The sequence below is a fragment of the Acinetobacter sp. SFA genome, from assembly GCF_001647535.1.
Taxonomy (GTDB): domain Bacteria; phylum Pseudomonadota; class Gammaproteobacteria; order Pseudomonadales; family Moraxellaceae; genus Acinetobacter; species Acinetobacter pecorum.
Genome location: NZ_LSZI01000019.1, coordinates 125028 through 144714 on the forward strand (window position 1 = coordinate 125028; position 19687 = coordinate 144714).

The 19687-nt window shown below is 47.0% G+C and carries 15 protein-coding genes; 8 read left to right on the forward strand and 7 right to left on the reverse strand.

What is annotated here, in order from left to right; all coding sequences use genetic code 11:
* The first annotated feature begins 92 nt into the window (after nt 1–92).
* The 5 genes from prfB (at nt 93) to AY607_RS11695 (ending at nt 5203) form a co-directional block, all read left to right on the forward strand.
* Nucleotides 93–1188, forward strand: a protein-coding gene (prfB, locus tag AY607_RS11675) for a peptide chain release factor 2 (protein ID WP_155858362.1) whose coding sequence is annotated in 2 segments (ribosomal slippage) — nt 93–164 and nt 166–1188 — 1095 coding nt in all. Because the reading frame shifts where the segments join, the coding sequence is not laid out codon by codon here.
* A 145-nt stretch (nt 1189–1333) separates the two neighbouring features.
* Entirely contained in the window at nt 1334–1633 is a 300-nt protein-coding gene (locus AY607_RS11680; protein WP_064095178.1) for an ArsR/SmtB family transcription factor, read from the forward strand.
* 15 nt (nt 1634–1648) lie between these two features.
* Complete coding sequence (locus AY607_RS11685) at nt 1649–2734, forward strand: alkene reductase (protein ID WP_064102616.1); 1086 nt, start codon at nt 1649–1651, stop codon at nt 2732–2734.
* 82 nt (nt 2735–2816) lie between these two features.
* Nucleotides 2817–4106, forward strand: coding sequence for a 3-deoxy-D-manno-octulosonic acid transferase (locus AY607_RS11690; RefSeq protein WP_064102617.1), 1290 nt, complete (start codon nt 2817–2819; stop codon nt 4104–4106).
* A 383-nt stretch (nt 4107–4489) separates the two neighbouring features.
* Nucleotides 4490–5203, forward strand: coding sequence for a 16S rRNA (uracil(1498)-N(3))-methyltransferase (locus AY607_RS11695; protein WP_064102618.1), 714 nt, complete (start codon nt 4490–4492; stop codon nt 5201–5203).
* On the opposite strand, the gene AY607_RS11700 is transcribed toward AY607_RS11695, so the two are convergent.
* On the reverse strand, nt 5177–6157 hold the full coding sequence (locus AY607_RS11700; protein ID WP_064095046.1) for a mechanosensitive ion channel family protein: 981 nt from the start codon (nt 6155–6157) through the stop codon (nt 5177–5179). The genes AY607_RS11695 and AY607_RS11700 overlap by 27 nt on opposite strands.
* A gap of 106 nt (nt 6158–6263) precedes the next feature.
* Complete coding sequence (locus AY607_RS11705) at nt 6264–6842, reverse strand: DUF805 domain-containing protein (protein WP_064102619.1); 579 nt, start codon at nt 6840–6842, stop codon at nt 6264–6266.
* Between the two features lie 272 nt (nt 6843–7114).
* On the opposite strand from AY607_RS11705, the gene acs reads away from it, so the two are divergent.
* Nucleotides 7115–9061, forward strand: coding sequence for an acetate--CoA ligase (gene acs / locus AY607_RS11710; protein WP_064102620.1), 1947 nt, complete (start codon nt 7115–7117; stop codon nt 9059–9061).
* Between the two features lie 128 nt (nt 9062–9189).
* Nucleotides 9190–10371 (forward strand): acyl-CoA dehydrogenase family protein, encoded by a 1182-nt coding sequence (locus tag AY607_RS11715; RefSeq protein WP_064095043.1) that lies wholly within the window; start codon nt 9190–9192, stop codon nt 10369–10371.
* A 61-nt stretch (nt 10372–10432) separates the two neighbouring features.
* Here AY607_RS11715 and AY607_RS11720 read toward each other — a convergent pair whose 3' ends face one another.
* From AY607_RS11720 to msuE, 3 genes are all read right to left on the reverse strand, one after another.
* A complete protein-coding gene (locus tag AY607_RS11720) occupies nt 10433–11842 on the reverse strand; it encodes a cryptochrome/photolyase family protein (RefSeq protein ID WP_064095042.1) in 1410 nt (469 codons plus the stop codon).
* A gap of 146 nt (nt 11843–11988) precedes the next feature.
* A complete protein-coding gene (sfnG, locus tag AY607_RS11725) occupies nt 11989–13101 on the reverse strand; it encodes a dimethylsulfone monooxygenase SfnG (RefSeq protein WP_064095041.1) in 1113 nt (370 codons plus the stop codon).
* Nucleotides 13102–13125: 24 nt separating this feature from the next.
* Entirely contained in the window at nt 13126–13860 is a 735-nt protein-coding gene (gene msuE / locus AY607_RS11730) for an FMN reductase (RefSeq protein ID WP_064102621.1), read from the reverse strand.
* A 378-nt stretch (nt 13861–14238) separates the two neighbouring features.
* Between msuE and AY607_RS11735 the strand changes: the two genes are divergently transcribed.
* Entirely contained in the window at nt 14239–14889 is a 651-nt protein-coding gene (locus AY607_RS11735; protein ID WP_064095039.1) for a response regulator, read from the forward strand.
* Nucleotides 14890–14968: 79 nt separating this feature from the next.
* Here the strand turns inward: AY607_RS11735 and AY607_RS11740 are convergent, their stop codons facing one another.
* Both AY607_RS11740 and AY607_RS11745 read right to left on the reverse strand, forming a co-directional pair.
* On the reverse strand, nt 14969–15730 hold the full coding sequence (locus tag AY607_RS11740; protein ID WP_064095038.1) for a hypothetical protein: 762 nt from the start codon (nt 15728–15730) through the stop codon (nt 14969–14971).
* A 416-nt stretch (nt 15731–16146) separates the two neighbouring features.
* Nucleotides 16147–19638, reverse strand: a complete 3492-nt coding sequence (locus AY607_RS11745; RefSeq protein ID WP_064095037.1) for a PAS domain-containing hybrid sensor histidine kinase/response regulator — start codon at nt 19636–19638, stop codon at nt 16147–16149.
* Between the last annotated feature and the right edge of the window lie 49 nt (nt 19639–19687).

The following is a 19687-nucleotide window of genomic DNA, read 5'->3' on the forward strand; positions in this document are numbered from 1 at the left end:
CCAACACTGAGGACGCGCAAACTGCAAAAAAAGACTGTGCTATAATCGCGGGCTAAATAATTTGTGCCTAATTCTGATTGAGAGTAATTCACGTGGAAATTAATCCGTATCTAAACCAATTAAAAGACTTAAACGAACGTGGTCAGACACTACGGGGGTATCTTTGACTACGATCTGAAAAAAGAGCGTTTAGAAGAGGTCCTGCGTGAATTAGAAGATCCGGCCATCTGGAATGACCAGAGTCGTGCCCAAGCCATGGCTAAAGAAAAAGGCGAGCTGGAAAACGTATTAAATGTACTGGACGGGTTAGAGACCCAGCTGGAAGATGCGCAAGCGATGCTTGATCTGGCTGTGGAAGCAGATGAAGAAACCATGCTTGAAGATGTGCAGGCTGAGCTGAATGCTGCTGAAGAAGAACTGGCCAAACTTGAATTCCGCCGCATGTTTAGCAATCCGATGGACCCGAATCCATGTTATGTGGAAATTCAGGCAGGTTCAGGTGGTACTGAAGCACAGGATTGGGCGTCCATGCTGCTGCGTATGTACTTGCGCTGGATCGAACGTCATGGCTTTAAAGCTGAACTGATGGAAGAGTCTGACGGCGATGTAGCCGGGATCAAGTCTGCCACGATTCGTGTAGAAGGCGAGTATGCTTATGGCTGGTTACGTACTGAATCTGGCGTACACCGTTTAGTGCGTAAGTCGCCATTTGATTCGGGTAACCGCCGTCATACTTCATTTTCTGCCGTGTTTGTGTCACCTGAAGTAGATGACAACATCGAAATTGAAATCAATCCTTCAGATGTGCGTACCGATACTTATCGTGCCTCAGGTGCCGGTGGTCAGCACATTAACAAAACTGATTCTGCGGTGCGTTTGACCCATATTCCGACCGGGATCGTGGTGGCCTGTCAGAACCAGCGTTCACAACATGCTAACCGTGACCATGCCTGGAAACAGTTACGTGCCAAGCTTTATGAGCTGGAAATGAACAAGCGTAATGAAGCTGCCCAGGCGCTGGAAGATTCCAAGTCTGATATCGGTTGGGGTAGCCAGATCCGTTCTTATGTACTGGATGATTCACGTATCAAGGATTTGCGTACTGGCGTAGAAAATTCCAATACAGGTGCCGTACTGGATGGTGATCTGGACAAATTTATTGAAGCAAGCCTGAAACAGGGCTTGTAACAAGTCGTTTAAAGCTGGCGTAACAATGCTTTAACAGTTTGTGACTTTTATATCTAAATTTATCGATATATAAATCGAAAAAATACGATATAATGATTGCAGATGCTGAATGAAGTTTCGTTGCGCCACTGATTGTGATGTGCTTATGGATCTTGATCTAATTTTTAAAGCCTTGGCCAATCCGACCCGTCGGCAGATTCTGGAGTGGTTGAAATCTCCAGAACAATATCTGTCTGTGGAGGAGTGTGGCGGCTTTCAGCGTGGTGTCTGCGCGGGCCAGATTGAAAAATTAGGACAAGTTTCTCAATCCACCATGTCCAACCATTTGTCCGTGTTGCAACAGGCGGGTTTAATTACCGCCACCAAACATGGGCAATGGTCGTATTTTTCCCGCAATGAAGCTTTGATTCAGCAATTTATCGAACATTTACAACAACACCTTTAGCCGGTGGGAGTAACGATGGCTGAATTAAATTCTCCTTTAACGCTCGGTGCGTTAGAACTCAAAAACCGTGTCATTATGGCGCCGCTGACCCGTAGCCGTGCCACTGCTGATCGTGTGCCAACGCCAATGATGGCCGAATACTATGCCCAGCGTGCAAGTGCAGGTCTGATCATCTCTGAAGCAACTGTTATTTCTGAAGAAGCCAATGGCTATCTGAATACGCCAGGACTGTTTAGTGATGCCCAGGTAGAAGGCTGGAAACAGGTGACAAAAGCGGTTCATGAGAAGGGCGGCCTGATTGTTGCCCAGCTTTGGCATGTCGGCCGTGTATCGCATCCGGATTTGTTAAACGGTGAAACACCAGTATCGGCGAGCAGCGTACAACAGGCTGGTCACGTCAGCCTGTTACGTCCAAAACGTCCATACGTCCTACCACGCCCATTAGAAATTGCTGAAATTCACGCAATTACCGAGCAGTATAAACAGGCTGCAATTCGTGCCAAAGCAGCCGGTTTTGATGGCGTTGAGTTGCATGCAGCCAATGGTTACCTGATTGACCAGTTCCTGCAAACAAAAACCAATAAACGTGAAGATGAATACGGCAGTTCAGTTGAAAATCGTGCGCGTTTCCTGCTAGAAGTCATGGATGCACTGATTGAAGTCTGGGGTGCTGATCGTGTGGGTGTACATCTGGCACCACGTGGCGATGAGCATGATATGGGCGATAATGATCCACGTGAAACCTTTGGTTATGTCATGGAGCAGCTGGGCAAACGTCAGATCGCATTTTTCTTTACCCGTGAGTACCTGGCAGAAGACAGCATTTCAGAGTATATGAAACAGCGCTCACATGGCGTACCGTACATTGCCAATATGCGCTTGAGCCGTGAAGATGCGATTGAACTGTTAGCATCTGGCAAAGCTGATGCGGTATCTTTTGGCAAGGCTTATATTGCCAATCCGGATCTGTATGAGCGACTGCTTGAAGATGCACCCTTGAATGAACTAAAACTGGAAAACATGATCGGCAGCCAGGCAGCTGAAGGATATATTGATTATCCAACCCTGGCTGAAGCAGAAGCTTTAAGCATCGCAGAATAATCTAAAATTGAGCCACATTGATTAACATGTTGATGTGGCTCTGCTATATTCTGCCCATTGAATCTTTGGACAGGGGCGCAAAGTGGCCACTCCATTTTGGTACAACGCAGCCTTGGCGCTGGTTAAACCCTTATATCAATCGCGTATTCGTAAACGTACGACCGGGCCGGAACAATTACAACAAGAAATGACAGAACGTTTCGGTCCATTTCAATCCCCCAAAAACCTGCATGCCATCTGGTTTCATGTAGTGTCGGTAGGTGAAACCAACGCGGCCCAACCTTTAATTGAGCATTATTTAAAACTCGGTCATCCGGTGCTGGTCACCAATACCACCAAAACCGGTCAGGCCCGGGCCAAATCGCTGTTCTTAAAGCCACCCTACTTAGATTTATTCCAGGCCGTGTATTTGCCTGCTGACCAGAAAACACTGATTCAGGATTTCTATCGGAAATATCAGCCTAAGCTACTGTTGTTAATGGAAACTGAACTCTGGCCGAATCTGATTGATCAGGCACCGGATTTTAAGGTGCCCTGTTTACTGCTGAATGCCCGACTTTCTGAAAAATCCGCCAAAGGCTATGCCAAGGTCAAAGGTCTGACCCGTGGCATGCTGAAAAATTTAACTGGCCTTTTGGCACAGGATGCGGCTACCCGGCAACGCTATATCGAACTGGGAATTGCAGCGGGGAAAACCCAGGTTTTGGGCAATATCAAGTTCGATATTACTGCGCCTGAGCACTTTATCCAGCAGGCAGATCAGTTAAAACAGCAATGGTCTTTAGCAGGTCGTAAAGTGATCACGCTGGCCAGTACCCATGCTCCTGAAGAAAAAGAAATTTTGAGTGCTTTAAAAGCTGCTTTAGAGGCTGATCCTAAGTTGGTCTGTATTGTGGTGCCGCGTCATCCGGAACGTTTTGATGAGGTGTTTCAGGCAACACAGTTACTAGGTTTAACAACCCGGCGCCGTAGTTTGGGGCAACATATTGAAGCAGATACCCAGGTTTATCTGGCCGACTCTATGGGGGAAATGTGGCTTTGGTATGCTTTGAGTCAGGCATGTTATGTCGGTGGTTCTTTAAATGAACCAGGTGGTGGACATAATATTCTGGAGCCGATTGCGCTGAATGTGCCGACTGTTTTAGGCAAAAACTATTTTAACTTTCAGACCATTGTGGATGAGTTTTTAGAAGCTCAAGCGGTAGAAGTGGTCGAAAATGCTCAGCAAGCAGCGACGACTTTATTGGAGCTTTTAAATAATTCAGAAAAGGCTGAAAGTTTGAATACGGCTGCGGAAAAGATTATGCAGCAAAATCAGGGTTCACTGGCAAAGCATATTCAGGTGATTGATCAGTATCTCCAGAAAAATTAGTCATAGAAAAAAATCAAATGTTTTGGAGGCGGCAGGGATGCCGTCGTTAGGCTGTGATACAGGGAAGTGTCCTCAGCCTAACAAAAGCGTTTTCCCTACTTTTGCGCTGTCAAAAGTAGGGAAGGCCTATACAATAATAATTTGATCTAATTATGATTAGAGGCGATGTTAAGTCAATTTAAAGGGCAATCACGGCCTTTTGATGAGGTACAGAATATATTTTTTATAGCGCAGGCAGTATCTTACTTTTGTCAGGCCAAAAGTAACAAAAGCCTTTTGCAGCGCTGAAGGGACGTCCTGTCCCTCAGCACTGCAGGCGACATCCCTGTCGCCACCCTCTAGCCAATAGAGGGATATATCATATTTTTTTGGTCTTCTTTTTTATGAACATCGTCCTGCTTGATCCCCGTCAAACCCAATCTGAGATTTGGACGATCAGTGCCAAACGTCAATTGGAACATTTGCAGACACATTTGGACATTCAAGTCGGTGATACGCTCAAAGTGGGTATCCGTGAAGGCAAGCGTTATCTTACAGAAATTGTTGAAATCTCTGAAACATCAGTACAACTAAAACCGCTTCAAGAGGAAGCTGTTCCAGAAAAATTACCTGTGACCTTAATTGCGGCCTTGCCACGGCCCAAAGTCCTGCGTCGTCTGATCATGGATGCTGTCACGATGGGAGTAGAAAAAATCATTTTACTGCACAGCTATCGGGTAGATAAAAGCTACTGGCAGACACCGTTTTTGCAGCAGCTGGATCATTATGTTGAACTGGGACTGGAGCAGGCAGGGGATACGCTCGCTCCAGAAATAGCGCTATATAAACGCTTTAAACCTTTTGTGGAAGATGTCTTGCCGGGTTTGATTAGTACGGATTGTCCAGCTTTTGTGGCACATCCTTATGCCGAACAGCCTATGCCATTTGCGCTTCAGCATCCTTGCAGTATCGTGATTGGCCCGGAAGGTGGTTTTATTCCCTATGAGATCGATCTGCTCATAAAAAACGGCTGCCAGGCAGTGAGCCTTGGCAACCGTATTCTGCGTACCGAGACGGCAATTCCTTATATTTTAGGTCGGCTGTTTAGCGCGAGCTGAGGCATCGTCATGACCATCCCCACGATAGACCTTCACTTCCTGAACGGGATAAGGAATTGAAATATTGTGTTCTGCAAAAGCTTGAATCACGCGTTCCTGCACCGCACTGATCGAAGTTCCGGTTCCGGTATCTGTGGTGTCGACCCACCATAAAGCTTTCAAGGTAATCGAGAAGTCTGCCAGTGCAATGACATTGACGCTAAAGGCAGGTTGACTCAGGATGGTTGGATCCTTATCCAGAATTGCAGTAATAATATCTTTGGCTTTCTGGATGTCATCTTCATAGCCAATACCGACCGAAAACTCACAGCGGCGACGGGTATAGGCGGTATTTACAGTCACTGCACTGGTGTAGACCGTGGCATTGGGAATGACGATACGCCGGCCATCTGGTGAGCGTAAAAAGGTCGCGCGAATCTGGATATCTTCAACTGTACCTTCCATGCCATTCACGATAATGTCATCACCAATCTTGAAGGGTTCACCCAGTAAAATCAGTACGCCGGAAAGCAGGTTCTGGAAAATATCCTTGAAGGCGAAACCGATGGCCACTGAGCCAATTCCGAGGGCACTCATCAGCTGAGCCGGGGTAAAGCCAGGAATTGCAATCACCAGCCCGATTAATACACCGAAAAATATAATGAAAGTACTGCCTACACGGTTCAGGACCAGCACCAGATTCTGCCGGGTATAAGAGCGGTTTTCTAAAGTCTTGCGAATAAAAAACTTGAATATTTTGGAGAGTAACCAGAAAATCGAAATCACCACCAAGGCAATACAGAAATAGGGCACACGCTCCCAAAAGCCTTCTATGATCTTGTCAATGGCACTATAAGCATCATTATACTTGGCGGTATGTTCAATTACGGTCTGTGCTGTTTTTTCAGTTGCCTCGTGCAACAGCTCAGTCGTGCCTTCAGTGACCTGATTCAAAGTGTTTTCTTTTTCTGCCACGAAATTTCCCGCATTTAAATTTTGCCTATTTTGCCTGATGTTCAGCAAAAAATTAACCAGGGTTTGCCAGCATGGCCAGGTATTTCTCCCAAGGCTAAAGTCAATATTAAAAGTATTTTGTGGTTTTCTGCATCATTTCTGCCGGAGTCTGCGGCTGTTCTCCACCACTCATATAACCGAATAAAGCCAGTGAAGCCAACAGGCTAAGCAAAGTCAGGATAATCATCAGCCAGGCCAGGACCTTTTCCCAGAACAAGGTGATCCGTGCCGGACCATAGTGATTTATGCCACGATCACCCGAACCAAAGATTATATAAAGCCATACAAAAATGTTAACTAAGGGGAGCAATAATAACAGCACCCACCAGCCGCTCCTGTTTAAATCATGGAAACGGCGAACAGTAACGACTAAAGCAAAATACAGGTAGGCCAGAACGATGAGCAGTACACCAATGCTGCCCAAGCCTTGTAATGAAATCAGCCAGTTCGGGTCCATGGAAGGTGTGGCAATATTTAGAATATCAATACTAAGGCCCAGTGCGAGCGTGCAACATAAAAAAATGAAATGCAGAAACGCCGACCAGGCAATAAAGCTCAAGCGCCCGAAACGCCCTTTCATCGACAGGGGATGATCTGCTAGAGGCAGATCAGGCGGACTAAAGTAGGGAGATTCAGGCGATGTCATAAAGAGAGTGTCCTGCTAAACCAGACCCAATAACAATGAGAGGTCAATTTTATTTTAAAGGGAATTACTACAGATCATACACAGTTGTGTAGAAAATTCTGTACTGATAAGTTGTGGTTTATTTTGATTGAATTTGTATAAATAATCTACGACGAAAGCATGATTGCCGGATTTGAAATAAGCAGGCCATACTGCCATTATGCATAAAAAACAATCAACCACGCCGCATTAACCTCTCGTGATGAGATAGAACAAAATCAAGGAAGTGAATTATGCAAGAGATCTATCCAGTACCTGAAGAATTTAAAAAAACAGCACGTACGCTCGAAGAGCAGTATTTCGAGCGTTATCAGTATTCTATAGAACAGCCAGATCAATTTTGGGCAGAGCAGGCGCAACGTCTGGACTGGATCAAACCCTTTACCCAAGTCAAAAATACCAGTTTTAACAAAGACGATTTTAAAATCGAATGGTTTGCCGATGGCCAGCTGAATGTCAGTGCCAACTGTCTGGACCGGCATCTGAAAGAACATCCCTATAAACCGGCGATCATCTGGGAAGGTGACCATCCTTCAAGGCACAAGATTATTTCCTTTGCCGAGCTGCATGATGAAACCTGCCGTTTCGCCAATGTACTGAAGAAAAATGGCATCCAGAAAGGTGACCGGGTCATGCTGTATATGCCGATGGTCTCCGAAGCTGCGATTGCCATGCTGGCCTGTGCCCGGATCGGTGCGGTTCATTGTGTGGTATTTGGCGGTTTTTCGCCAGACTCCTTAGCCAGCCGGATTGAAGACTGTCAGGCCAAAATGGTGATTACTGCTGATTCTGGCATGCGTGGCGGTAAGGTCATTCCACTGAAAGCCAATGTCGATGAAGCGCTGAAACTTGCAGGCACAGAGTCTATTCAGAATGTCATCGTGGTACATCGCACCGGTAACCCGATCGAAATGCAGGAAGGGCGTGATCTGTGGTATCACATGGAAATTATGTCAGTCAATGACATCTGTCCACCCGAACCGATGAATGCCGAAGATCCGCTGTTTATCCTGTATACCTCAGGTTCTACCGGCAAGCCCAAGGGAGTATTGCATACCACTGGCGGCTATCTGACCTATGTGAACTGTACCTTCCGTGAAGCATTCGATATCAAGCAGGATGATGTGTTCTGGTGTACTGCAGATGTCGGCTGGATTACCGGGCATTCCTATGTGCTGTATGGTCCGCTTTCAAATGGTACCACCACTGTGATGTTTGAAGGGGTTCCGCAATATCCGAGCTGGGCACGTACCGGGCATATTGTCGACAAGCATAACGTGACCATTCTCTATACCGCGCCGACAGCGATCCGCGCCATGATGCGTGAGGGAGATGCTTTTGTACGGGAAAGTGACCGTAGCAGCCTGAGAATTTTAGGATCAGTGGGTGAGCCAATTAATCCGGAAGCCTGGAACTGGTACTACACAGTGGTCGGTGAAGGTCGCTGTCCAGTGATTGATACCTGGTGGCAGACCGAAACTGGCGGTTTCATGATTACGCCATTGCCGGGTGCGACTGCCTTAAAACCGGGTTCGGCGACACGGCCTTTCTTCGGCGTACAGCCGGCCATTGTCGATGCTGACGGCAAGGAACTGGAGGGAGAAGCCGAGGGTAATCTGGTGATTAAGGATTCCTGGCCGGGTCAGATGCGGACCATCTGGGGTGATCCCGAGCGTTTTATTGAAGCCTATTTCTCGACCTATCCAGGCACCTATTTTACCGGGGATGGGGCACGTCGTGATAAAGATGGTTATTACTGGATTACCGGCCGTGTCGATGATGTCCTGAATGTGTCCGGACATCGTCTAGGTACGGCAGAAATTGAAAGTGCACTGGTGGCGCATGAATCGGTGGCCGAGGCTGCTGTTATTGGTATGCCACATGATATTAAAGGACAGGGAATTTGTGCCTTTGTCACTTTGCAGGCCGCTGTAGTAAGTTCAGATGAACTACGCGGTGAGCTGGTGAGCTGGGTGCGTAAGACTCTCGGTCCAGTGGCTACACCAGATGCCTTGCACTGGGCACCGGCCTTGCCAAAAACCCGCTCCGGCAAAATCATGCGTCGGATCCTGCGAAAAATTGCAGCCGATGAGCTGGACAGTCTGGGAGATACTTCAACCTTGGCTGAACCGCAGGTGGTGGAGCATCTGATTGCAGAAGTACAGCGTAATAAAGTTTAAATTTAAGCGGTTCCAATACCGGCATTCTGCCGGTATTTTTATATCAGTCATAAGCTCTGCATGCTTTCGGATATAGGTCAGTACCCTGATCTGCTAAGCTGTTTCCATGCTGAACATGAGTTAAAATAATGAATGCACAATCCCCATATTTAAATCAGTCTCCTGTCGATATTGCCCAGAAACTTGCTGAAAATTTTGCTCTGACTGCCGCAGAGCGGGACAAACAGGGGGGTAATCCCAAAGCCGAGCGTGACCTGATTCGCCAGAGTGGCTTGCTTGGCCTGTCCATTCCAAAACAGTATGGCGGTCAGGAGGCAGATTGGCAGACCATTTTTAAAACCATTCAAATTATGGCCCAAGTGGACAGTTCACTGGCGCATGTCTATGGCTTTCACCATTTGCTGATTGCGACCGTGCAATTATTTTCCCAAGCGGAACAATATGGCCCGTGGTTTGAACAGACGGCCCAAAATAATCTGTTCTGGGGTAATACTCTAAATCCGCTGGACCGTCGCACCACAGCCACAAAAGTTTCAGAAAACGAATATATTTTTCATGGAGATAAAAGCTTCTGCTCAGGTTCGATCGATTCAGATATGTTGCTGTGTTCAGGCTATAACGATGCCGGAAAATTGCTGATTGGTGTGATTCCTACCCAACGCAAAGGAGTAAGTTTTCTGGGCGACTGGAACAATATGGGCCAACGCCAGACCGACAGTGGTACCAGTCATTTTGAGCAGGTCAAAATTCATCAAAATGAACTGCTGTTAAATCCAGGCCCATTGAGTACGCCGTATTCCAGCCTGCGTCCTTTGATCGCCCAGCTGATTTTCGTGCATCTGTTTTTGGGTGTGGCAGAAGGGGCATTTGACGTCGCCAAACAGACCGTACAAACCCAAAAAGCCTGGTCCAAATCACTGGTAGAAGATGCGGTGAATGATCCTTTTATCCAGAAGCATTTCGCTGAGTTTTATGTACAACTAGAAGGTGTACGCTTACTGGCAGATAAAGCAGTTCAGGCTTTACAGGCAGCCTGGGAGCTTGGGAATGATTTAAGTGCCGAACAGCGCGGTGAAGTCTCGGTTGCCATTGCCACCGCTAAAATTGCCGCAACCAATACCTCTCTCTATATTACCCAGAATATTTTCCAGGTGATGGGTGCGCGGGCTACCACGGCCAAGCTCAATCTGGACCGTTTCTGGCGCAATGTCCGCACCCAGACCTTGCATGACCCAATAGATTATAAGTATCAGGAAGTGGGGGAATGGGTGCTAACTGGAAAAGTGCCTGATCCAAGCTTTTATTCCTGATCTGAAAATAAAACAGCCTCTTTATCGGAGGCTGTTTTATTCGGGATGAAAAAGTTTGGTTTTAAATTTGCTTAAACGCTTCAATCGCTCTTACACGAGAGGCTTTTAAATCCACAATCGGTTTTGGATAATCCAGTGCAAGATCCGGATTTTTGGCATAAGGTTCATGAATAAATTTAGCATCCAGATGCCCCAGTTCCGGCACCCAGCGGCGAATATAATCCCCATTCGGATCAAACTTCTGTGACTGGCTGACCGGATTAAAAATCCGGAAATAGGGCACGGCATCCATGCCGGTCGAAGAACACCATTGCCAGCCGCCATTGTTCGCCGCCAGATCACCATCAATCAGCTGCTGCATGAACCATCTTTCTCCCAAGCGCCAGTCTATCAGCAGGTTTTTACATAGAAACATCGCAGTAATCATGCGCACCCGGTTATGCATCCAGCCAGTGGCTCGCATTTGCCGCATACCGGCATCGACAATCGGAATCCCGGTTTGTCCTTGTTGCCAGGCAGCCAGATCTTCAGGTGCATTGCGCCATTGGATGTTATCGGTATTTTCCTTAAAAGGCCGATGTCTGGATACACGGGGAAAATCAAACAGGGTATGCAGATAAAACTCGCGCCAGAGCAGTTCATCCAGCCAGGTCTGCTGACCGATATCATCAATCTGGAAATAACCGTCGTTAAACAGGGGCTGCATACATTGACGGATCGAGAGAATACCGATATTCAGATACGGTGACAGGCGGCTGGTACCATCGACTGCAGGTAGATCTCGCTCGGTTTTATAGTGAGCCATTTTCTCCCCGATAAAATCATTGAGCAGCTCAAAGGCAGTTTGATCTTCTGCAGGCCAGAGCTGGGCAGCATGATCGACCTTATAATCAGCCGCAAATTTTTGCAGATCAAAGCTGGTCAGCTGGTCTGGTAATTCAAGCGGATCTTGAGTCTGAATGGCAGGATAGCAGCCCGGTATATTATGAATCAGTCGCTCATAGCATTTTTTCTTGAATGCGCTATAGACCTGATAGGGTTGATTGGACTGGTTACGGATACTGGTTAGTGGAAACAGGCTGCGATCATCATACAGCTCGACCCGGATCTGCTGCTGTTCCAGCATCTGCTGTACCTGTGCATCACGTTGCAGTTCATTCACGCCCACTTCAATATTGGCATGTAGCGTATCAATCTGCAGTTTTTGGCACAGGCTTCGCATTTCGGCAGGCAGGTCTTGCCATAAGGGAATATTTAAAATGATTAATGGAATATTCAGCTGCGTTAACTGCTGCTTTAAGACGTCGAGGCGGCGCAGATAAAAATCGATTTTAATCCGGGCATCCTGATGCAGCTTCCATTGTTCGGGAGAGAGCACCACCACTGCTATACAGCTGCCTTGCTGGGTGGCATGCCAGAGCGCGGCATGATCATGAATGCGGAGGTCTTGACGAAACCAGATCAGTTGCATTGTTAAAATTCTTGGAAAGTCGTTAGTGCAGAATTTTAAGGAATTGATGGTTTTAAACCTAGCCAGACAACAATTTTATCACATAAAAAATCCCCCAAGCCGAGCCTTGAGGGAGGGAGTGAATCTGCTGAGATTTATTGGAATGATTATACGGGCTCAGCTTCTTCTTGCTGCACAGGCGTTGCCTGTTGTGCTTCAAGCTCACGAACCAAAGGCAATACCTTCTGGCCAAAATATTCAATTTCTTCAATAAAATGCAAGAAACCTGACAGAATCAAATCTACGCCCACTTTTTTCAGTTCGATAATCCGTTCAGCAATCTGCTGCGGTGTCCCGATTAGATTGGTGCGGAACCCGTCATTGTATTGCACCAGATCTTCAAAGGTGGATTGGGCCCAGTTGCCTTCGCCTTCCTGACTTGCTGCGCCAGCTTCACGGGTCGCTTCACTAAAAGATTTCACCGCCTGCACATTGGCCTTGCTAATAATTTCCTGCAATACAGCCTGCGCTTCTTCTTCGCTATCTCGTGCAATCACAAAGGCATTTACACCAATTTTCACCGAGTGATGATTTGCCTTGGCTTTTTCACGAATATCATCGATCTGTTTTTTCAGTTCTTCCGGGGTATTGCCATTGGTGAAGTACCAGTCGGATACACGGGATGCCATATCACGTGCTGCCCGGGAACTGCCGCCCTGAAAGATTTCTATATGAGGCTTCTGCAATGGTTTAGGACTCAAGGTATAGTCTTTAAATTGATAATATTTACCCTCAAAATTAAAATTGTTCTGGGTCCAGACTCCTTTCAGGCTACGGATAAACTCTTCCGAACGGGCATAACGCTCGTCATGTTCCGGCCATTCTTCACCAATCGCATCAAACTCACCGCGGAACCAGCCACTGACCACATTGATCGCGATCCGGCCATTGCTCAGATGGTCAATTGTCGCCAGTTGTTTGGCGGCCAGTGCTGGCTTCCACGGACCCGGTAGAATCGCGGCAATGACTTTCAGGCGTTCAGTTTTGGCCAGAATGCCATGACTGAAGCTCACCGATTCATGCTGGTTTTCTGCGTTATAGCCGGCAGTAAAACGGATCTGGGTCAGAGCATAATCAAAGCCTGCCTGTTCAGCTGTTTGTGCCAGACGCACGTTATAGTCATAGCTCCAGTCGGTGCGCTGCTCGATGTTACTGACCACCAGCCCACCACTGACATTCGGCACCCAATAGGCAAATACGATATTTTTATCATTCGACATGCTGATTACCCTCTGCGTGCATATTTAAGCCACTTGAGCCTTTGGTGCTTTCTTGCTGTGTAAACGCGATTCTGCTGCATCCAGGCTAGGTACTACTGCAGATGGTAATACTTCTTCCTGTTCAATCTGCTTGTTAATACCCAGATTTTGACTGGCCTGAATGGTTTTTTCTTTAATCACTTCAGCACGCTGTCCTTTAGCAGGCGCCCATTCCAGAATGGGTAATGCTCGCGCCACAGCCAGGGTAATCCGGTCACGTAGCAATTCACTGTGAATGGTATATTCAGGGGTGAAATCGCGGTCGGTGGCATAAACACCAATCGGCAAAGTCTGCGCCTGAAAGAAGCTGAATAAAGGACGCAGTTGATGTTCCAGAACCAGGGCATGACGGTCACTACCGCCAGAAGCTGCTAACAATACTGGCACATCGACCAGTGCCGTTTGCTCGACAAAGTCAAAGAAATGCTTGAACAGGCCGGTAAATGAAGCGCGGTAAACCGGGGTGCCAACAATCAGTGCATCTGCGGCTTCTACGGCTGCCAGATCATCCTGAATGCGTTGTGGCAGTTGATTGCGGTAAATCGCGCCGCCTAGCAGTGAACCAATTTCACTAAATTTAATGAAATGTACATTGATCGGTGTGGCTTCCCCCAGTTTATCCAGAATCGCCTGAACCAGGGCTTCGGTTTTTGAAGGATGATTTAAACCGCCAGATACGGCCACAATATTTAAGGGTTTTTGCGCATTAAAATTAGACATATTTAGAACCTGAAAATAGGGTTAATCTCGGAATGTCCTTATTAATCCTGATTCAGCGCAGGACTGTAAAATAACGAAAAGCAGAAAAGTTATCTGATTTTTTGATATACAAAAAAAGCCTGATTTATAAGTAAAAAATATTTAATAAACCTATGATATTTATACTTATATTGAATAAATATAAGCTTTTTCAGTGAGGAATAAGATATATATAAAAAAGTGATGAGAATTAAATAATTATTGAAATACTGCAAAAATGGGCAGTTTAAAAAGAAAAACTGCATATTATTTTAAAAATAATAGTGTCTTGCATATCCTTAAACCGGGTTGTGTGGTTAGAATAGGGCCTACCGTGCCAAGATCTTTCTCACGTTGCCTATGAATATTTTAATCGTTGATGATCATCCACTATTTCGTCATGCCCTGATTCAGGCTGTACGTTATAGTCTGCCCCAAGCCCAGATTCATGAAACTGCGGCAGTCAATGAATTTTATGAACGTCTAGAAAATGGCCCTGAGCCTGATCTTGTACTCTTGGATTTAAACCTGCCAGGCGCATCTGGCTTTTCTGCTCTGGTGCATGTTCGCGCACAGTATCCGTCTTTACCGATTATCGTCGTGTCTGCACATGAAGAGGTCAGCATCATCCAGCGTGCTATTGCGCATGGTGCGATGGGCTATATTCCTAAATCTGCCCACCCAAGCCATATTGGTGAAGCGATTCGTGAAGTACTCGAAGGTGAAATCTGGTTACCACCCAATCTGTCGGCCAATATGAACTTTGATCCGCGTGCTGCCGATGAAACGGCTTTGGCCGAACGGATCCAGTCTTTGACACCGCAACAGTTCCGGGTGTTGATGATGGTAGCTGAAGGTTTATTGAACAAGCAGATTGCTTATGAACTGGATGTATCCGAAGCCACCATTAAAGCCCATGTCACGGCAATCTTCCGTAAGCTGGGTGTACAGAACAGGACGCAAGCAGTATTGGCCATTAATGCGCTGAATATTGAAGACCGCAAAATGTAAGCTCTGCATAGCCGAATTGAAGAAGACCTCATAGGAGGTCTTTTTTATGAAAAAAATGAAGTGAAAAGATATAAAGATGTTAGGCGATATAATCCTGTTTGCGAGTAAAATCATCACAAAACAGCGGATTTAAGGCACATTGCAGTTCATCAATCTGCTCTTCGGTGACATAACCTTTGGATTTCAGATATTCTGCCACGCGATCATCACGCAGACTCAGGAAGGTCGCGTCATATACCCCTAGATCTACAAACAGTGCCGCAGTTTCCAGACTGTTGAAACGGTCCAGATAAACTTCATTGTCATACATCAGGAAGATGTGATCGTCCGGTGCAGTCGGGTCAACATGTAAACGCTGTGCCAGCTCATGTGGGCAGGTTTTGATAAATAACAGATCAGATAGCTCGTCGAACTGGCTGGTATCCAGGCAATCTTCTTCATTTTTGACCTTGCCCAGCCACGCTTTAAATACCAGTACTGCACCACCACGCAGTAGCATGCTCCAGATCTGCTGCCGGGTTGCTGCGGGGAGATCCCTGGCTTCAGCTTCAAGAGACTGAATTAATTTATCTTCCTGTTCAGCAATCTTTTCAAATAAACCCAGACCTTGTGGCTTGTAGGCATAAGGTTCAAAGACATCAAAATGTAATTCATCAAAGACTTGCAGCGCCAGCGGGACTGCACTCTGATACAGCGTTTCCAGTGCCTGATACTGGGCATCATTCAGCTTGCTGTATTTAAAAATCTGTGTCCAGTCAATGTTTGGCAATAGGGCATTGGCACCATATTGACGGTGAAACTGCTGAGTCTGATTCAAGTCATGGTTTTGATCTATGTTCATGTGAAGAACTCCGATATACAGAAAAATAGATCAGCTGCCAAAGGAATCAAGGCATGTATATGAGATGGAAACTGATCGTTTCTTTTCCTCTATTTTTAAAGCCAAGTGCAGGGGATAAAACATACGACTAAAGTTATAGGAATAAAAAATCGATCTTTAATTTTTATAAAAAACATCAGCATAAATAATTGTAACTAAGTGTACACATGACCATTAATACATTCGTCAGTTTTTGCCATAGTGAATTGAAAAATGATCATTTTGGTCAATTTATTGAGCGATATTTTCGGAGTTTTTACTGCTTTTAGCACATTGGAATAAATTTTATGCAATTAAAGTAATTCTATGTAGCAGATGAGTATAAAAAATGCCCATTTCAGGAGCTGAAATGGGCATTGATCGCGGTCAAAATCTGCTCAGGTGTCAGAAATTTTCAGTCCGGATAGCCAAGAACGTAACGAGGCCGGTTTTAGCGGCTTTTTCAGCAGAACAATGTTCAGCTCTTTGAGACGCTGTGGCAGTTCCGGATCGGAATCGGCCGTAATCAGGGCGACCGGAATATCGCTACGACGATGTTCCAGAATAAAATCCAAACCAATTTTGTCTTGGTTAAGATGTTGATCTATCAACCAGACCTGAATATTCTCCTGTTCAATCAGCTGCTGTGCCTGTTCCGGTTCAGTAGCCTTGAAGACCTGATAGCCCCATTTACTTAATAAGGTGGACATGCCTTCGAGGATGGTTTCATCATTGTCCAGACACAGAATCCTAAAGGCTTTGCTCTTTAAAGGAACAGTCTGGATTGGTGCTGCCACAACTTTCGGTGCTTCAACCACAGGGACTTCAATCATAAAGCAGGAGCCTTTACCCAACTCGGAGAAGACATATACCGGATAGTCCAGCATGCTGGTCATACGCTGTACGATCGCCAAGCCTAAACCAAGACCCTGTTCACCCCAAGGTGAGGTATGGCCGCAACGCTCGAATTCCTGAAACAGCTTGATGCGCTGTTCTTCAGCAATCCCCGGTCCGGTATCCCAGACGCCAATGCGGATATGATCTGGCTTGCTACCCGAACGTAACACGCCGACCACGACTTTACCTTTGGCGGTATAACGCAGCGCATTGCTGACAAAGTTCTGGATAATGCGGCGAATCCATTGCGGATCGGTATCAATCCAGAACTGCGCATCATGCACACTGAACTGGATGCCACGCTGTGCAGCAATCGATTTGAACTGGAGTTCCAGATCGCGCAGCAGGTCATGCAGCGGATAAGCCTGACGTTTAGGCTGAATGGTGCCGCCTTCCAGTCGGGCAATGTCCAGCAGGGCAGACAGCATGCTTTCGGCACCATGCAAGGCACGATCCAGTTGTTGCAAGGTCTTGCGGTCTTCGTCATTCTGTACACTTTGTTCAAGTGCGGTACTGAACAGCCGCGCAGCATGCATTGGCTGCAACAGGTCATGACTAGCTGCAGCAATGAAGCGGCTTTTTGACATATTGGCCTTATCTGCCTGTTCCCGTGCCAGTTGCTGCTCGGACAGGGCATCGGCGAGCTGCTGGGTACGGTCCTGAACCCGCGCTTCAAGTACGGCTTCATTTTCACGGAAAGCGGTAATATCGGCAAAAGTGGTAACGAAACCGCCCCCTTCAATCGGATTACCGCGCATCTGAATCACCCGGCCATCTTTACGAATCCGTTCAAATTCATGGGCACTGCCGACCTGCATCCAGTGAATCCGCTTACGGACATGTTCTTCCACCGAACCCGGACCACATTCACCACGTTCAGCGTTATAACGGATCAGGTCAGCGATCGGACAACCGACATAGACAATATCGGTAGGATAATCAAACAGTTTCAGATACTGATTGTTCCAGGCCACCAGACACATGTTTTCATCGACCACGCTGACCCCTTGGGTCATGTGATCAATCATGGTCATGATCAGGTTCTGGTTAAAGCGTTGCCATTGTGAGGCCTGATCGAGAATATTGGCGACCTGACCTAAGGCCAGGCCATTATTGACCATGGCGGTAGTAAGCAGGGTACGTGCTGACGCTGCCCCGATGGTTCCGGCCAGATACTGTTCGGTAAAACGCCACCACATACCATTGGCACTGCTGTTTTCATTCAGCTCAACGCTATTTTGGGTACAGAACTGCTGGAAAGCACGTGTGGTTGGGCCTTCACCGGTAATCCGTTTGGCTAGGGTAATTAGGTCACCGACTTTTAAACGTGCGACATCCTGATGGGAATAGCTGACCTCGGTAGAAGGACTCTGTGAAGGCAAGGGCTTGGTTTCATAATAGAAGAAACTTTCAGCCTGAATCTGCTCGGCCACACTTGGACGGAAAATACGGGAAATCCAGATATACAGCAGGGTGTTTAAACCCAGCGCCCAGACCACCCCATGCGTCAGTGGGTCAAAAGATTCAAAACCGATCAGGGCTTCTGGTCGTAACCAGTTCCAGCCAAAAGGACCATGAGTGAGCAGGCTTTGGCTGAAGCCTTTATAGGCTTCAGGCAGGCTGCGCAAAATGGTTGGAAACAGCAAAGTATAGGCCCACAGGGCAAAACCAGTTAACAGTCCGGCATATACGCCCTGTTTACTGCCACCGCGCCAGTACAGGCCGCCAATCAGGGCAGGAGCGAATTGTGCCACCGCACTAAACGCCAGCAGGCCAAAAACCGAGAGCTGATCAATATCATTGAAGAAGTTGAAGAACAGAAAGCCCATCAACATTACACCCAGAATGCAGACCCGGCGGGTAAATTTCAGTACCAATGGTAAGCGCTTGTCATGCCGTGAAATCAGTTTTAAGCGCCATAATGCCGGCATAATCAGGTCATTGCTGAGCATGATCGACAGGGCTACGGAAGACACCAGTAGCATGCCGGTAGAGGCAGAAAAACCGCCCAAGAAGGCGAGTAAAGTGAGCCAGTCCTGATTATAGCTGAGTGGTAAAGACAGTACGGCTACATCCGGAATGGCCAGATATTGGGGGGCCGCATGCAATGCCCAGCTGGCAATTGGAATAATCGCCAGGGTAGTTAATATCAAATAAACTGCGAACCAGCGCCGTGCACCGCGGATATGTTTTTCATCGCGCAGTTCCACCACTGCCACATGGAATTGGCGCGGCAGGCAGATAATCGCCAGTGCCGCCAGCAGGGTTTGAATCCAGAAGCTTTGTGGTACGCCAAACAGTTGTACCTCACGAAAAGTGGTGCTGATATCATGACTGATCTGTGCCATATTTCCTGGCGCTTCAAACATGAAGAAACAGGCCACAGCCAGTAAGGCAAAGAGCTTTACAAACGACTCAAATGCTACGGCCAGCATCAGACCGCCATGCTGTTCAGTATTGGCAATCTGACGGGTACCAAACATCATGGCCAGTATTGCCAGAATACCGGTCAGGAAAAGCACGCCATTGGTGGTGCCTGTTACGCCTGCAGAAGGTTCCAGAATGACGGCGGCACTCAGGGCAATGGCACGTAACTGCAAGGCCAGATAAGGTATGATCGCCACCACGGCAAGAATGGTGACCAGCGAGGCGAGGGGGCCACTTTTACCATAGCGGGCAGCGACAAAGTCTGCGATTGAAGAAATAGCATGATGCTGCCGAACCCGTCCCAGTCGGCGCCAGATATCATAGCCAACAGCAACAAATAACAGTGGCCCCAGATAGATCGGCAGGAAAATAATACCTTCACGTACCGCCGCACCCGTGGCGCCATAAAAGGTCCAGGATGAACAGTACACTCCTAGAGTTAAACTGAACAATAACATGCGGCCGCGGGTACTTAGCCGGCTGGCATGTTTTTCCCCGTAAAAAGCGCAGATAAAGAGTAATGCGATATAGAGGGCAAGGATCCCTATGATGAGCCAACTGTTCATATAGCCTGATGTGTACTGAGCATGCCGCTATGATAGCGCATCACGAAAG

Bases quoted from the DNA above. Each gene is read 5' to 3' on its own strand.
- AY607_RS11685 (WP_064102616.1), top strand. From the start codon at position 1,649: ATGGCTGAATTAAATTCTCCTTTAACGCTCGGTGCGTTAGAACTCAAA.
- acs (WP_064102620.1), top strand. From the start codon at position 7,115: ATGCAAGAGATCTATCCAGTACCTGAAGAATTTAAAAAAACAGCACGT.
- AY607_RS11740 (WP_064095038.1), bottom strand. From the start codon at position 15,730: ATGAACATAGATCAAAACCATGACTTGAATCAGACTCAGCAGTTTCAC.
- msuE (WP_064102621.1), bottom strand. From the start codon at position 13,860: ATGTCTAATTTTAATGCGCAAAAACCCTTAAATATTGTGGCCGTATCT.
- AY607_RS11695 (WP_064102618.1), top strand. From the start codon at position 4,490: ATGAACATCGTCCTGCTTGATCCCCGTCAAACCCAATCTGAGATTTGG.
- AY607_RS11745 (WP_064095037.1), bottom strand. From the start codon at position 19,638: ATGAACAGTTGGCTCATCATAGGGATCCTTGCCCTCTATATCGCATTA.
- AY607_RS11715 (WP_064095043.1), top strand. From the start codon at position 9,190: ATGAATGCACAATCCCCATATTTAAATCAGTCTCCTGTCGATATTGCC.
- AY607_RS11705 (WP_064102619.1), bottom strand. From the start codon at position 6,842: ATGACATCGCCTGAATCTCCCTACTTTAGTCCGCCTGATCTGCCTCTA.
- AY607_RS11720 (WP_064095042.1), bottom strand. From the start codon at position 11,842: ATGCAACTGATCTGGTTTCGTCAAGACCTCCGCATTCATGATCATGCC.
- sfnG (WP_064095041.1), bottom strand. From the start codon at position 13,101: ATGTCGAATGATAAAAATATCGTATTTGCCTATTGGGTGCCGAATGTC.
- AY607_RS11680 (WP_064095178.1), top strand. From the start codon at position 1,334: ATGGATCTTGATCTAATTTTTAAAGCCTTGGCCAATCCGACCCGTCGG.
- AY607_RS11735 (WP_064095039.1), top strand. From the start codon at position 14,239: ATGAATATTTTAATCGTTGATGATCATCCACTATTTCGTCATGCCCTG.